The following is a 15,217-nucleotide window of genomic DNA, read 5'->3' as shown; positions in this document are numbered from 1 at the left end:
CCCATGCAAACCACTCCAAACCAAACCACCCGCCGCACTTTCATCCGCGGCACTGTGGCCGGCGCCGCCGGTCTCGCTGTCCTGCCTACATTTTCTGCTCCCCTGGGAGCCAATGCTGATGTCCGTGTCGCGGTCATCGGATTCAACGGCCGTGGTGCCGGCCATATCGGCAGCCTTCTCGGCATCAAGGGCGTACGCATCGTCGCTCTCTGCGATGTTGATAACAAGGTGATGGAAAAGCACGTCGCCTCCCTGGCCAAGAAAAACATCACCGTGAAGCAGTACAAGGACTTCCGTGAGTGCTGCGCGGACAAGGAGATCGACGCCATCACCATTGCCACGCCAAACCACAGCCACACGCTGATTGCCATGACGGCGATCGCGAACGGCAAGCACGTCTATGTGGAGAAGCCCGTCTGCCACAACATGTGGGAAGGCCGCAAGCTGGTGGAAGCCGCGGCGGTGGCTGAAAAGCAGGGCCTCGTGGTGCAGCATGGCATGCAGCGCCGCTCCTCCCCGGGCTGGCAGGCCGCCATGGACTGGGTCAAGGCCGGAAACATCGGCAAAGTGCAGCTCTCCCGCGGCATCAACTACAAGGCGCGCAAGAGCATCGGCAAGGTGGCCGAGCCCGTGAAGCCTGACGCCGCCGGCCGCATCGCCGGTACCTTCCGCGACACCGGTGGCAAGCCGCAGATCGTGGATCTGGACTACACCCTCTGGTCCGCCCCGCGCGCGGTCCTGCCTGTGCGCCGCGAGCAGATGCACTATGACTGGCACTGGCAGTGGGCCTATGGCAATGGCGACATCGGCAACCAGGGGCCGCATCAGCTGGACGTGGCCCGCTGGGCACTGGGCAATCCTGAATTGCTGCCGAAGCGCGTGATGAGCTTTGGCGGCCGCTGGGGCTACCAGGATGATGGCGAAACCGCCAACAACCAGATGGCTTTCTATCAGTGGGCCGAAGGTGCACCGCTGCTCTTTGACAACCGCGGACTGCCCATGAAGGACATGAACTGGACGAAGGGCTATGAGCCCGTCTTCCGCATCAACGGCAAGACCGCCGCCCCTCGTATCGGCAACGTGATCCACTGCGAAGGTGGTTTCGTCGCGGAAGCGAAAGCCTACGACAACCAGGGCCAGGCGATCCAGAAATTCGATGGCTTCGACGAAGGCGCCGATCACATGAAAAACTTCATCGAGTCCGTGCGCGCCGGGAAGCTGATCAACAGCAACCTGCACGTGGCCCATGGCTATCATGCCGCCTCGCTCGCGCATCTTTCGAACATCTCCTACCGCCTGGGCAGGCAGCTCAGCGTGGCGGAGGTCAAGGAGCGCCTTGCCAACGACAAGGCCGGTCAGGAAACCCTGGCTGATTTCGTGGCCAACCTCGAAGCCAACAAGCTGGACCTCAATGTGGATAAGATCAGCGCCGGTCCATGGCTGGAGTTTGATCCCGTGGCCGAGAAGTTCACCGGCGAGTTTGCCGCCGAGGCCAACAAGCTGGCCGAGGATGAGTATGCCGCAGGCTTTGAGCTGCCGAAAATCGGCTGATCATCCCTGATTTAAACCCGTTCATGCAGCGCGGAGCCGGGAGACCGGCTCCGCGTTTTCATGCAGCCAATGGGAATTGCCTGGCAGGTAAGGATTCTCCTGCTTTGAGGCAAAACGGTTGCGACTTCAGCGCCGTGGTGCTAGCTGAGCCCCCCGTTCCCACCAAAACTCCAGATGCGACCCAACCAACTTCTTCAAGCCATCGGTGCCGAGCTGCGCATGCAGATCATGACCTACATGCAGAACGACCAGCGTGCCGCCTACAAGGCCGTGATTGATTCGCTCGCACCCGCCAAGCGCCTGCGTCCTGCCTTCATCCTGGAGAAATCCCGCGCCAAGCAGGCCGAATGGCTGCTGGAGCAGCTCAACACGAAGTCGAATGAGGAAGTGACGGCGCAGATTTTCCAAATCTGGCTGCTCAAGGGCCAGCCGCAGATGCTCATTACCTTCCTGGATGCCGCAGGCATCAGCCACGACGGCAAGGGAGAGGTCAGCGAACTGCCGGAAGAAATCACGGACGAGAAGGCCGAGGCCGCTGTTACCGCTCTTCTGGCCGCATATCCGGCCAAGCAGGTGGCGCTTTACCTTTACATGTTCCAGCAGCAGCGCGAAGGCGGCTGGGCATCGATCGCCAAGGCCATTGAGGCCCGTCCTGAGCTGAAGCTCGAAGCCTGAGATCCTGGCCATGATGGACGCCCTGGACCGCGCCATCGCCAACACGCAGGCGCATCTCGATGCCCTGCGGAATGAGCGTGGGCACTGGGAAGGGCGTCTCTCCAGCAGTGCGCTTTCGACGGCGACCGCCGTCGTCGCACTGGCGCTGGTGGATCGCGGCAAACATGCGGCACATATCGCTGCCGGTGCGCAATGGCTGTGCGAGCACCAGAACTCGGATGGCGGCTGGGGAGACACGACGCTGAGCAAGAGCAACCTGTCCACCACGCTGCTGTGCTGGAGTGCACTGCACCTCGTCGCACAAAGGGATTCCACGACGGCACGATCTGCTGACGCGTGGATCACCGCCCGGGTGGGATCGCTGGAGCCTGAGGCCATTGCCGGCGCGGTGGTGGCGCGGTATGGAAAGGACAAGACTTTCTCCGTACCGATCCTCATGCTCTGCTGCCTCTGCGGTACTTTAGGAGAGAGACCCTGGCGGCATGTCATTCCGCTGCCCTTTGAGCTGGCGGCGCTGCCGCGCACCTGGTTCGGGGCCATCGGCCTGCCGGTGGTGAGCTACGCGCTGCCTGCCCTCATCGCCATCGGCTACACTCGCTTTAAGAATGCGCCGCCTGCGTGGTGGAATCCGCTGCGCTGGGTGCGTGCGCTGGCGTGGCCGCGCATTCGGCCCATGCTGAAAGCGCTGCAGCCCAGCAGTGGCGGCTATCTGGAGGCCACGCCGCTGACTAGCTTTGTCACCATGGCGCTGGCGGGCGGGGGGCAGCTGGATCATCCCTGCCTGCCGCTGGCAGTGGAGTTCCTGCTCCGGTCAAAGCGGGAAGATGGGAGCTGGCCCATCGACACCAATCTGGCGACGTGGGGGACGACATTGTCTTTGCGCAGCACAAACTTCAGCACACCGCCTCTCCAGTGGCTGCTGGCGCAGCAGTACCGCGAGGTGCATCCTTTTACCAATGCGCCGCCGGGCGGCTGGGCCTGGACGGATCTGCCCGGGGGCGTGCCGGATGCAGATGACACCTCGAGCGCGCTCATCGCACTCAAGAAAACCGGTCATGTTTGCGATGCCGCCGTTCAGCAGGGCATCACCTGGCTGCTGGACCTGCAAAATCGTGACGGGGGCATTCCTACGTTTTGCCGTGGCTGGGGCACGCTGCCCTTTGACCGCAGCACGCCGGAGATCACGGCACATGCGCTGTGTGCGTGGTGGGTGTGGCATGATGAGCTGCCGGAGGCGCTGCAAAAGCGCATCGTCAAATCCACTCAACATGCATTCCGCTATCTGGAGCGCGTGCAAGCTGCGGACGGCTCGTGGATTCCGCTTTGGTTTGGGAATGAGCACACACCGGATGAAAACAATCCCGTCTATGGCACGGCGCAAGTGGTGAACCATCTGAGCGGCAGTGAGCAGCTTGCCGCTCTGTTTCATGCGCTGATCGAAACGGGGCGTGAATACCTGCGCCGCGTTCAGAAGCCCGACGGCTCGTTCGGTGGCGATGCCAGTGCGCCTGCGAGCATTGAAGAGACGGCGGTGGCGCTGCATGCGCTGAGCCACGGGGGCGATGATGTGCAGAAGAGTGCCCATTGGTTAATCGCCGCCACGGAAAATGGCACCCGTTTTCCCTCAGCCCCCATCGGACTCTACTTTGCCCGGCTCTGGTACCACGAGCAGCTCTATCCTGTTGTTTGGACGCTGGGAGCGCTGCGGGCGGCGAGGCAAAGCAGCCTTGTTGCTGCGGAACAAAGGGCGTAGCGCACGGGAGTACCGGAAGGTTTGGGTGATTACGAGAGGGATTCCTTGTTCCACAGGAACAAGGCTACTCTATTCCTGCTCCACGCTGCTCGTCACATCCACAGGCGGCTCGCCAGCGGCTTCTTTTTCGACGGGCTGAACGCGGATTTCGACGTTTACGGGGACGGCGCGGAGGCCTTCGATGATGCGCTGGAGGCGCTCGATGGTGGTGTCAGACAAGGTCGGCTTGCTTACGGCCTGCTCGATCTTTTCCAGGCCGAGCGTGAAGGCGTTCATGTGGCCGGTGATGCGGTTGATGGGATCGTTTTCGCCTGCGCCTCCGGTGAGCAGGTTGCGCTTGAAGGTGCTCTTGATTTCGGTCCAGCGGATGACATCGGCCTCAGTGGAGAGGCCGTTGATCTCGCGCCATTTGAGCAGGTTGGATTCTGCGGCCTGACTCAGCGTCTGCGCCTCGCCGCGATAGTGATCGGCGATGAGGCTGGCGACTTCAGCATCGGTCATGAGCGGGAGGATTTTCTCCGCGATCTTGTTCATGTTGCGGTAGCTGCCCTGGAGCTTGAAAGGCGGCTCGGTGCGGTAGGCGTCCTCCATGGCGGCGCTGCGCACATATTCCTGGTTCACGCGCAGGATGATCTCGCGAACGTGGAGAAGCTTTTCCATGACGGCGACGGCTTCGTTGATTTCTTCGGCGCTGTAGCTGCCTTCAAACTCCACGCCTTCTCTGGTGCCGGTTTGGGCGACCTTCAAGATGGCGAGGGCATCTGCGTGACTGCGTGAAGCAATGCGGGCCAGGGTGGCGTTGCTGGTGAGGCAGTTTTCAATGTAGCTGTCTTTGAAGGCTTCCTGATGGCCGCCGAGGATGTCTCCCAGGTTGTAGGTGTCGGCGCGGTTGGCCAGCATGTCGGGCACCTGAAATTTTCCGCCGACCTCGGTGTAGGGATTGCCGGCCATGACGACGGCGACTTTGCGGCCGCGCAGGTCATAGGTTTTGGCCTCGCCTTTGAACACGCCTTCGATCTTGCGGGTGCCATCGCAGAGGGAGATAAATTTTTGCAAAAACTCGGGGTTCGTGTGCTGGATGTCATCGACGTAGATCATGACATTGTCCCCCATCTCAAAGGCGAGGTTGAGCTTCTCGATCTCTTCACGAGCGCTGGCGTTGGCGGCCTCGGCGGGGTCGAGAGATGTGACCTTGTGGCCCAATGCGGGGCCGTTGATCTTTACCAGCGTGATGCCGAGGCGGCTGGCCACGTACTCCATGAGCGTCGTTTTGCCGTAACCGGGCGGTGAGATGAGCAGGAGCATGCCCATGCGGTCGGTGCGGGTGTCTTTGCCTGCAGCACCGAGCTGTTTCGCGAGGTTGGCGCCGATGAGCGGCAGATAGACTTGATCGATGAGGCGGTTGCGCACGAAGGAGCTGAGCACGCCGGCTTTGAACTGATCGAGGCGGAGCTCGCGGCGGCGGGTTTCGGCCAGGCGATGTTTGAGCAATTGGAAGGCTTCGAATGCGGGGACGACTTCGGCTTCGTAGCGTTGCAGGCGCGTGGTGAATTCGTGATAGTCCAGATCGAGCTTGGCCTCGGCGATACGCGCATGCGTGCCGGTCAGTCCGGTGATCGTGGCGCGTGCGGCGGGCTCGGTGGGGATGGCGGCTGGTGGCTGGTCGTTGGTCACGACCATGGCAGCGGTTTCAATCAGCACTCCACGATCAGCGGCGGGGTTCAACGCGGTGACCCATTCCAGAGCGATCTCAAACGCCAGCAGCGGCTGCGCGGTGAGTGCGGTCAGCGTTTCCTCGAAGTCCTTCGCCGCACGTTTGGCCGTGAGCTCCTTGCGGAAGCTGCGCAGCAGCTCGATGGCGGCGACGGAGCGGGTGAAAGGGGATTTGGACTGCAGCTCATCGAGCAGGCACACAGCAATCGCGGGTGCCGAAGCTTGAGGCAGGAGGCTGCTCACACGCTGGATCAGATCGTCATCGGGGGCGGCATGGGAGATGCCGAGGAGGTCGCGCATCCTGCCTTTGGACTGCATGCGTGCCAGGAGGGCTTTCTTGGCATCATCCTCCGGCCACGCATGCCAGAACAAGCGCGCATACCCGCGTGCTGCAGGGGAATGGCGCAGCAGGCCGAGCGCCTGCTGCATCTCGCGCAGGGGTTTCAGCAGCAGGGCGGCGTCGTGGTCATGCACGCCCTTGGTGTAGCCTTCGTGGTAGCGCTGGGCCATGAAGGTGGAGACGTCATCGCCTGCACCCGTTTTGAGCATCTGCCAGGCGAGGTATTCGGCGCGATACACATCTGCGTTTTCCGAAACGACGGCCTGGTCCCACACACCGCGCTGCGCCGTGAGCTCCGGGTTTTCGACGGTCTCGAAGAAACGTGTGCCGGTGAGATGGAAGGCGAGCGAGTTGTCGCGTGGGAGGATGGTGAGCTCCAGCGGCTGCTTGTTCACGCTGAACTGATGCTGGCCGAGCTGGATGAGATCGCCCCCACTGACGAAGATCTCCGCCTTGTCGCGGATCTGTTTCAGCGAGTCCTGCTGGACGGTCTTGAGTCGGGTTTGCAGTTCATCGGCACGGACGCTGTCGCCGAGTTTGCGCAGTTCGTCGATGAGGTCGCGCAGCTTGGCCACCATGGCGTCGGCAGCCAGCCAGGCGTGGACTTCCTCGGGCTTGGCAAAATTCGCGAGGCGGTTGCGGATGCTGGTGAGGATGCGCTCGGCGGACTGGCCGAGACTGCTGCAGCGGCGGTTCAGGGCATCGCTGAGGCTCTGGCGGCGGGACTCAAAGGCAGACTGCACCTCCTCGCGCTTCTGGATGAGCTCTGCGGCGTAATCTTCGAAGTCGGAGAAGCGTGTCTCCATCTCCTCGATCTGCACCAGCACGCGGGTGAGTGATTCGTCGCACTTCTCCGGGGTGGTGGCCACCTCGAGGTAGTTCAGCACGCTTTGGCTCAGCAGGCTTAGCTGCGCCTGAAACTGTGCTGCGCCTTCGGTCTTGGCGAGGTCATTGCGCCGGTTGCGCAGGACGCTGCGCACCTGGTTGAGCTGAGCGAAAAGCGTGGAGATGCCTTCGATGATGCGCGTGGTCTCGGTGGCGTCTTCGATCTTGAGGCCGCTGACGATGGCGGTGAGCATCTCCAGTTCGCTGCTCGATTTGGCGAGCGCTGATTCGACTTCCTGCGCTTCGGTGACCTTGGCCAGCGCAGGTATGCGGGCCTGCTGCTCGGTGATCTGTTTGCGGTAAGGGTCCAGCGACTCCGTCTTGAGCAAAAAGGTGACGCACTTGGCCGAAAGCTTGTCCGCGCCCTCCGCCACCGCCTTGTCCATGCGGTCGATCTCGGCGGCGTCGGTGTAGCGCACATCGCGCAGGGCGATGATCTGGCCGCGCAGCTCGCGCAGGGAGGTGAGCAGCCCCACAAAGCCGAGGATGTCGTCAGGGTCCGTGTTGGAAGCGGCGTTGAGAGCCTTCTGGGATTTCTCCTGCAGGGCGGCGGTCTGGTCCGCCGCCGTCTTGCGCATGCGGCTGACTTTTTCAAATTCGCCCAGCGCAGCTTCGGCCGTGCTCTTGATCTCGACGAGCGTGCTCTTGAGATCGTGCGCCTCCGCATTGCCCACCCAGAAATAGCTGTCGGCGATGTCGCCGCAGGAGCGGGCCAGCTCGACGTAAAGGCCGGAGAACGAGTCGTCCTTGGCCAGGAGTGTCAGCACGCCGTTGCACTCCGCCATGGCGCGCACGATTTCGGCGTTGCCGATTTTGCTCAGGAAGGTCTGCGAGGCCTTGGCGGCGCTGACATCGGAGGTAAGAAAGGGTGTACGCCAGACCTGGATGACGTGGTGCTTGCGTGGCTCATCATCGGCCAGGAAGAGGACAAGCTCGCCGCTGGGGAATAGGCTGAAGCCGTGGCAGGGCTGCGGCGTGGCAATGCTCTGCGTGATGAGGTTGTAGCTGAGCAGCAGGTAGGAGCCGCTCTCGAGATGACTGAAGACAAAGAGCGTGTCCTCGCCATTGGCGGCGGCGATGCGCTTTTCAAAACGCATGGGCGGCAGGCCGGTCTCAAAACGCCGCACCTCGCCTGTCTGAAGTACGTAGCCGTGCGGAAAGAGGACACCGTGGTCGTCAGGCAGGAGGACGCAGCTTTCTGCGATGCTGTCGATGCGATGCGCCTGGCGTGTGCGTTCATTGAAGACGAGATGCCGCCATGTCTTCTCCTGGTAGGGCAGCACCTTGAGCAGGATGAGGCTGCCGACGATGGCGTAGTAGACCTCCGCGTCGTCGAGCGTCTGGTCCCTGTTTTCGACGGGCTCGTTGTAGATGCCGCGTCCGGAGTCGGTGTTGTTTTCCACCTTCACCGTGAGGTCGCCGCCGATGGTCTCGACGAAGACGCGGTCCTCAATGCTGATGTGCGGGTGGTTGCCGTGGATGTACATGTCCCGCGTGGCGCGCTTCCATTCAAACTCCTGCGCGGGCGGGAAGATGAACTCGTGGTCGCTGCGGTTGCCGAGGTACTTGAGCGTGCCCTTGTCGTCATCCACCAGCCACTTGAAGGTCTTGACCTCTGTGGCGCGCTGGCCCACCTGAAAGCCCAGGTAGAGATGCGGCCCGATGCGGTGAAACTTCAGGAAGGAGGCGTGCTTGTAGTAGTTGTAGAGGTAGGCGAAGTCCTCCACAAACTGGGGGTCGCCCAGCAGGCTGTCCTTGTTGGGATGAAAGCTGTGGTCGTCCGGGTGGAAATCATACACCGCAAACACGTCCTCGATGCGCATGGTGCTGCGCAGGCCGAGGTGCACATTGTAGCCAAACAGGAAACGATGCGGCCCGATGGCGGCAAGGTCGCGCGGCACGCAGTTGTTCTCCGTGGTGAGCCGTGTGGTGGCCAGCAGCGCCGTCTCGATGCCGCCGAACTCGGACTTGCGATCGGTGTTCAGCAGATCCAGCCGCCGCTGCAATTCCGCACCGTGCTTGTTCAGGCGCTGACGAATGACCTCATAAGCACCGGCTTCGAGCTGCGGGGAGGGTGGGGGAGATGGTGCCGGATCAGCCATGTGTATCCATCCAGATCAATTTGAGAAATAATGCGGCATGCAGAAGTGCGAGAATGCCAAACCAGTTTGGGCCAGAGCAGACATCGACCACTGTCATGCCGATCACCAGCAGCGTCCAAACGGACTTGCCTGAATTCACCAAGGTGCGTTGCACTGCTGGAGCCGCAGGGTTCATCAGCTTACTTCTTCGCCGCCTTCGCTGCGAGCAGGCTGCTCACAGTCTGCTCCGTAAGCCCGAAGCGGGAGGCGGCGCCGACCATGCCGGTGAGTTTGTTCAAGGTGGCGGCGTCGGGATTGAGGCCGATGAGCTTGGAGAAGAGGGCGCTGAGCGTCAGATTCTTCGTGTCTTCGGAGGTGAGACCGAACTGGTCGATGATGTTCTTGAGCTGGGATTTGAAGTAGTCGGGATCGCCGGTGAAGAAGGTTTCCTTCACGTCCTTCAGCGTGCGGCTGCCTTCCACCATGCGGTCGATGGCGCGTGCGTTGCCGATGGCGGTGGTGATCTTGTCGAAGAACTGGCTTTCGCCGCCGATGATCTCGATCTTGGCGGACTTCATGGCCTCGCCAAGCACATTGGCCTGGGCGGCGGCGATGTCCTTCTGGATGTTGATCTGGGCAAGCTCGATGGCTTTTTCCTTGTCGAGCGTGAGCTTGAACTCCTCGTGTTCGCGTCCGGCGTTTTCGAGGAGCTTCATGGCCTGGGCCTTCTTGGTGATGCCATCGGCTTCCGCCGCAAGTTTGAGCTGCGTGACTTCGGCTTCCGCAGCACCCTTGCGCTGTGTGACCTCGGCGTCCGCAGTGCCCTGCTTCTGCGAAGCCTCGGCCTTGGCGAGCAGCACCTGGGCTTCGCCGAGACCAATGGCGGCGGAAGAGGCAGTCCTGCCTTCGGCGAGGGCCTTCTCGGCAGCGGCCTCCTTGGCTGCAGACTCCTGACGGGCCTCGGCAAGGGTGAGCAATTCCTGAGCGTGCAGCTCCGCAGCCTGTTTGGCGGCTTCGGCAGCCTTGATGGCGGTGAAGGCGGCCTGCTCTGCGGCAAGCTGCGCGGCCTGTTTGGCGGCCTCGGCTTCCTTGATCTTCTGGATGAGCTGCTCCTGGGCGTTTTTCTCGGCGTTGGTGAGCGCGACCTGCTTCTCGCGGTCGGCGGTGGCGAAGGCTTCGGTGTCCTTCATTTTCTGCTGCTCGACGACGACGGTCTTTTCCAGGGCCACGCGGTCCTTGATGACTTCCTGGATGTTCTTCTTCTCCACTTCCACGGCCTTGTCCTTCTCGATGGACTTGAGCGTGGTGATGCGCTCGCGGTCGATGATTTCGAGATTGCGGTCACGTGTGACGCGCTCGACTTCGACGGCGTCGGTGCGCTCCTTGTTGCGCTGGGCCACGAGGACCTGCCGCTCCTTGTTCTGTGTGGCGATGGCGATCTCCTCGTCGGCGCTGATCTTGGCACGCTCGGCCTTCAGGCGCTCCTCCTCCTGCACCTTCATCATCTCGGCGGTTTCGCGGGCGCGAACGCTCTCCACGTCTCGCTTCTGCTTGGATTCGGTTTCGGCGAGCTGGCGCTCCAGCTCCAGGATGGCCTCGCGGGCCTGCACGTCCTGCTGCTTGATGACCTTCTCCTTGTCGCGCTGGATGTTGTTGGAGAGCTTGGCCTGGGCGGCGGTGAGCTCGGTGATTTTCTTGATGCCCTCGGCGTCGAGGATGTTGTCGGGGTCGAGATTCTCAAGCTGAGTCTGCTCCAGGAAATCGATGGCGCAGTCGTCCAGGGTGAAGCCGTTGAGGTCGGTGCCGATGACCTTGAGGATCTCGCTCTTGAAGTGGTCGCGCTCATTGTAGAGCTGCACGAAGTCGAAGCGCTTGCCCACGGTTTTCAGCGCTTCGGAAAACTTGGCGTCAAACAGCACGCGGATGGTGTCCACAGTGCTCGCACGGGCGCAGCCGATGCTCTGGGCCACGCGCAGCACGTCCTCAGGCGTTTTGTTCACGCGGACGAAGAAGGCGACCTTGATGTCGGCGCGCAGGTTGTCTTTGCAGATGAGGCCCTCCTGGGCTTTGCGCTCGATCTCGATGCGCTTCACGGAGATGTCCATGTACTCGGCCTGATGCGCCACGGGGATGACGATCATGCCGTTGAAGGACACCTTGGTGCCGCCGATGCCGTTGCGTACGATGGCCTGACCCTGCTGCACTTTGCGGAAGAACCGCGAGAAGAGGATCAGAATGCCAAGGAAAATGCCGATGATGATGACTCCGACGAGGAGGCTGCCTTCGAGCAGCACGGCGAGGTGTGGGGATGAGGTCATAGGAAAGGGCTGGTTGTGGAGTCGGTGGGTTAGGTCTGAGGAGCGGATTCGATCAGGTAAAAAAGATGGTCAGGACCGGCGGCAATGACCTTGGCTGGGGTGCCGCGTTTCAGCGGTGCCGCATCGGGCCGGGTGCGGACGTTGATCAGCAGCGGGACATTGGCCGTGGTGATCTCAAGCTGGCCGTAGCTGGCGTCTGCCTCCGTGGAAACCACAACGCCGACGCGCCCCATGACCTCCTCGGCTTCAGAGTCGGCATCTCCCATGGCTTTGAAGAGCTTTGCGACGGGGAGGGTGACGATCTTGGTCAGGATGAGGCTGCCGAGCAGATTGGGGAGCAGAAGCAAGGCGGCCTGCTGCACACTGCCAGCCTGATTGTACCATTCGTTCAGCGCCAGGGAGCCCAGCCACATGAAGAGGACCAGGAAGCTGAGCCAGACGACCAGAGGCACCTGCGAAAAACCAAAAAAGCGGCCTGTGGCCAGCCATGCCCCGCCTGTGTTCAGTCCGTGTCCGTGGGAGGAGTCAGCTCCGGAAGGCGCGTCTGCATCCAGGCCGATATCATCTGGCAGATCCGCCTCGAAATCGAGCGCGCCCATCAGGACCAGCAGCCAGTAGCAAATGACTAGCGCCAGAAGCAGCGAGAGCAACAACTGGTGAGGCAGGATGGCGGCCTGGAAGAGTTCGATCACGTTGGGAGAGCTGGAGGAAGAGTGATGCGCGATATAAGCAACTGACCTGATGCAGGGCGATTACAATTTTGAAGATCGTCTTCAATGCTTTTAGTGAGGACGGGGGGCTCCTGTCAAAGGCGTAAACAAAATACTGAGTCGTCTGCCCCGATGGAAGGGATATGAAAGGTCCAGCAGAATAAGGATGGAGAAACAGATGGGCAGACTTCAGCCTTGAGGATTGATTATGAACCGTGAGAAGGATTGACAACACCGGCAGTACTCCTAGAATCGGCCTCGAATTCATCCCGAACAACAGCACAGCGAATTGTCAGTCAGTGGAGGTCAATGGCATGAGGAACACAGAATTTGAAGACGAACGGCGTCCGCCTAATCCGCCGCTGCATTCCGAGAAAATCGTCACGGATCGGAAGATTTTCTTCCTGGATCTCAAGGAAAATGACCGCGGCAAATTCATCAAGATCACCGAGGACGTGCGCGGCCGCCGTGACACGATCATTCTGCCCATCGATGCAGCGCAGGAGTTCATGGATGCGATGATGCGCACCCTGGACGCCGCAGGCGTGGACGAGTGAAGCTGGCCTCCCTCAGGGCGAGCATTCGGTCTGTTAAAGTCCATTTCTACCGGACATGACCGGAAAACATCCTCGATGGATTGTGAGCTTTCTCACAGGTGCTTTTGCATCAGCCATCCTGATCGGATGGCATGTCCTGCGGAGCAGTCACCATTATTCCGAGCTAGGCACCTTTTTTCAGGGAACAGTGGCCGGCCAGCAGGTGCAGGGAATCGCGTTTGTTGAACATGATGGCCTTGGGTTTTTGGAACTGACACAGTGGAAAGTGGAACTCGTGCGCCCGGGGCAGCATGTCACTCTCTACCGGAAGTCATCGGTATTTCAGGAGAAGGTTCCGTACCAGCCCAAGGTCGAGATCGACGGACATCAAATCCGCATTGATGACGGGGAAGACCGGTTCGTGGTGACCGTGCAGTAGGGCTCAGAGGACTGAGCACGGGGCTTTGTGCTCATGTGAAACGGATCACATGCTTCTGCCCGTGCTCATCGTGAGCGGGGTTGAGGGCGCGGAGTTCGAATTCGGCACGCTCTGAGTTGATGCGGACGATGACCCAGCCATTCGGGCGCTTGGGGTCGAATGTGTAGGCCACAGGGGGCAGATTGATGAGCGGGAGGCCGGTCTTTTCGTGCTTTGTTTTCAGCCAGGTGTGGGTGTGGCCGTAAATGTACCCCTGCACTTTGGGGTAGGCTGCCAGGAGGTCGAAGAGGGCATCGCTGTCTTGCAGGCAGCTGCCTTTGCCTTTTTCGTCCATGCTTGGCTGCATGGGATTGTGATGCGCCACGATGAAAGTGGGCTTGTTGGGTGCGTTGCGCAGCTCGCGCTCAATCCACACGAGCTGCTGCTCTCCGAGCAGGCCGGGGGTTTTGTTCACGAGATTGAGCGAGTCCAGGAGCACCCAGTTTACCTGGGCGCTGGTCACGGTGGCCACATGCTTGTCCGGCACGTTCATCGGGCGTTCGGCATTGGGCGGCGGGGGGCCGATGATGGCGTTGAGGAAGTTGTTGCGGTGGTCGTGGTTGCCCAGGGTGCAGTGAATCTGGATGGACTGCTCCCGCAGCGCCTGGATGCAGTGGGTGAAGGTGACGTAGTCCTCCGTTTTGCCTTCGAGGTAGGCGCAGTCGCCGTTGACGATGAGGCCAAAGGGCTTTTGGCCTATCTTGAGCACCTGGTTGGCGCAGCGGCGCAGATTTTCCGCCATGCAGGCGCCGCGCGCCACGAGGGCTTCGTCCTCGGCGATGTGGGGGTCGGAAAAAAGCACCCAAATCTGTTCAGGGATCTCCAGGGCGGAAAGCTGAGTGGCAAGCGAGCCCAAAGCGGCGGCGGAGCTGCGCTGCAGAAAGCTGCGGCGGGAGAGTGGGGGCAGGGTGATTGGCATGGGAGAGTGAAACGCTGGTCAAAGGCCGGATCGTGCGGACGAGCGAAGGCAAAGTTCAGGTGCCGAAGTAGCGGTCTCCCGCATCGCCGAGGCCGGGGACGATGTAGCACCTGTCATTGAGGCCGGCATCGACGGCAGCGGTGATGATGGCCACATCCGGGTGGGCGAGCTTCATCGCCGCCAGCCCTTCCGGGCAGCTGACGACGCAGATCATGGTGATGCGCACGGCTCCTGCCTCCTTGAGCTGCCGTGCAGCCTCGCAGGCACTGCCGCCGGTGGCGAGCATGGGGTCGAGCAGGAAGACATCCGCAGCGGAGAGGCTGGCCGGCAGGTTTGCATAGTAGGCCTGCGGCAGGGCGGTTTCCTCATTTCTCCGGATGCCCACATGGGCGACGACTGCCTCTGGCGCGAGGGGCAGAATGCCATCCAGCATGCCCAGGCCTGCGCGCAGGATGGGCGCAAAGACCAGCGGGCGTGCCAGCTGCGCCCCCTGGGTTTGCTTGAGGGGTGTCTGCACGCTGATTTCTCGCATGGGCAGCTCACGGGAGGCTTCGAAAAACAGCAGGCGCGCGAGATGGTTGAGGTGCCGCCGAAACTCGTGCGATGGCGTATCTGCAGCACGAATGGCAGCAAGATGGCACTGCGCGAGGGGATGCTGAACGACGACGACGGGCTGCATGCCGGACACTCTGCCGCGTTTGCCTGTGCTGGCAAAGTTTTCCACCACTGCGGTGACGTTCATGATAGGGTGGAGACATGAAAACAAGCTACTGTGTGCCTGTGGTGCTCGCACTAGTCCTGGGCGCATGTGACAGCGCACCCAGGGGAGACGGTTCGAGCTATTATTATCCGTCTGCCAACCGGGAGGCACCGCAGCCGGGCAAGGGCACCATCGGTCCTGGCATCGCCAGCATGGCGGGCAGTAGCGGTGCTCCCATACCGCGCGGCGGGTATGCCCCGGGCTCAGGACCCACGGCAATGCCGGGGGGGAATCAGTTCATGTATCAGCAGAACGTGTCAGGGCCTTTTGGCAGCAGCAGTTCCAGCACCGTCATCAATGCCTCTGGCGGTGTGCAGAGCTATCAGACCATCGGAAACATGCCGGTGTATCCCGGCATGATGGTTCCCGGGTACAATCCCAACATGCGCCATCCCGGCAGGATGCCGACAAGGCCGGTGTACGTGCCGGGAGTGGGCGGCGCGGCGGGGTATTACATCAATCCGAGCACTGGCGCGCGCGTGCCGGGGCCGTAGCCGG

The 15,217-nt window shown here is 61.4% G+C and carries 12 protein-coding genes; 6 read left to right on the top strand and 6 right to left on the bottom strand.

All coding sequences use genetic code 11. The features are described 5' to 3' along the window. Window positions 1-3: 3 nt before the first annotated feature. From ACZ5WW_RS14340 to ACZ5WW_RS14330, 3 genes are all read left to right on the top strand, one after another. Window positions 4-1,551 carry a Gfo/Idh/MocA family protein gene (locus tag ACZ5WW_RS14340; RefSeq protein ID WP_377171974.1) on the top strand — a complete coding sequence of 516 codons (1,548 nt, stop codon included), beginning with the start codon at window positions 4-6 and terminating at the stop codon, window positions 1,549-1,551. A 174-nt stretch (window positions 1,552-1,725) separates the two neighbouring features. Further along, window positions 1,726-2,226 carry a type 1 periplasmic-binding domain-containing protein gene (locus ACZ5WW_RS14335; protein WP_377171976.1) on the top strand — a complete coding sequence of 167 codons (501 nt, stop codon included), beginning with the start codon at window positions 1,726-1,728 and terminating at the stop codon, window positions 2,224-2,226. A gap of 10 nt (window positions 2,227-2,236) precedes the next feature. Next, window positions 2,237-3,979 (top strand): prenyltransferase/squalene oxidase repeat-containing protein, encoded by a 1,743-nt coding sequence (locus tag ACZ5WW_RS14330; protein WP_377171978.1) that lies wholly within the window; start codon window positions 2,237-2,239, stop codon window positions 3,977-3,979. A 69-nt stretch (window positions 3,980-4,048) separates the two neighbouring features. Here the strand turns inward: ACZ5WW_RS14330 and ACZ5WW_RS14325 are convergent, their stop codons facing one another. The 4 genes from ACZ5WW_RS14325 to ACZ5WW_RS14310 are packed head-to-tail and all read right to left on the bottom strand — an operon-like array spanning window position 4,049 to window position 12,008. Continuing rightward, window positions 4,049-9,019, bottom strand: coding sequence for a DNA repair ATPase (locus ACZ5WW_RS14325; protein ID WP_377171980.1), 4,971 nt, complete (start codon window positions 9,017-9,019; stop codon window positions 4,049-4,051). Beyond that, window positions 9,012-9,194: a hypothetical protein gene (locus tag ACZ5WW_RS14320; protein ID WP_377171982.1), complete on the bottom strand. Its 183-nt coding sequence runs from the start codon at window positions 9,192-9,194 to the stop codon at window positions 9,012-9,014. Before ACZ5WW_RS14320 ends, ACZ5WW_RS14325 begins: the two co-directional genes overlap by 8 nt. 4 nt (window positions 9,195-9,198) lie before the next feature. Beyond that, window positions 9,199-11,316, bottom strand: a complete 2,118-nt coding sequence (locus ACZ5WW_RS14315) for a flotillin family protein (RefSeq protein WP_377171984.1) — start codon at window positions 11,314-11,316, stop codon at window positions 9,199-9,201. A 29-nt stretch (window positions 11,317-11,345) separates the two neighbouring features. Next, complete coding sequence (locus tag ACZ5WW_RS14310; protein ID WP_377171986.1) at window positions 11,346-12,008, bottom strand: hypothetical protein; 663 nt, start codon at window positions 12,006-12,008, stop codon at window positions 11,346-11,348. A 332-nt stretch (window positions 12,009-12,340) separates the two neighbouring features. Here ACZ5WW_RS14310 and ACZ5WW_RS14305 point away from each other — a divergent pair, with 332 nt between their 5' ends. Both ACZ5WW_RS14305 and ACZ5WW_RS14300 read left to right on the top strand, forming a co-directional pair. Next, window positions 12,341-12,583 (top strand): DNA-binding protein, encoded by a 243-nt coding sequence (locus ACZ5WW_RS14305; protein WP_184344133.1) that lies wholly within the window; start codon window positions 12,341-12,343, stop codon window positions 12,581-12,583. A gap of 55 nt (window positions 12,584-12,638) precedes the next feature. Then, entirely contained in the window at window positions 12,639-13,001 is a 363-nt protein-coding gene (locus ACZ5WW_RS14300; RefSeq protein WP_377171988.1) for a hypothetical protein, read from the top strand. 31 nt (window positions 13,002-13,032) lie between these two features. On the opposite strand, the gene ACZ5WW_RS14295 is transcribed toward ACZ5WW_RS14300, so the two are convergent. Together ACZ5WW_RS14295 and upp are read right to left on the bottom strand one after the other, a co-directional pair. Continuing rightward, a complete protein-coding gene (locus ACZ5WW_RS14295; protein ID WP_377171990.1) occupies window positions 13,033-13,959 on the bottom strand; it encodes a metallophosphoesterase family protein in 927 nt (308 codons plus the stop codon). A 55-nt stretch (window positions 13,960-14,014) separates the two neighbouring features. Further along, window positions 14,015-14,701 carry a uracil phosphoribosyltransferase gene (gene upp / locus ACZ5WW_RS14290; protein ID WP_377171992.1) on the bottom strand — a complete coding sequence of 229 codons (687 nt, stop codon included), beginning with the start codon at window positions 14,699-14,701 and terminating at the stop codon, window positions 14,015-14,017. A 14-nt stretch (window positions 14,702-14,715) separates the two neighbouring features. Here upp and ACZ5WW_RS14285 point away from each other — a divergent pair, with 14 nt between their 5' ends. Further along, window positions 14,716-15,213 (top strand): hypothetical protein, encoded by a 498-nt coding sequence (locus tag ACZ5WW_RS14285; RefSeq protein ID WP_377171994.1) that lies wholly within the window; start codon window positions 14,716-14,718, stop codon window positions 15,211-15,213. Window positions 15,214-15,217 lie beyond the last annotated feature (4 nt).

The organism is Prosthecobacter fluviatilis, from assembly GCF_055388355.1.
Note: the sequence above shows the minus strand (reverse complement) of the source record. Positions and strands in the feature narration are given on the sequence as shown.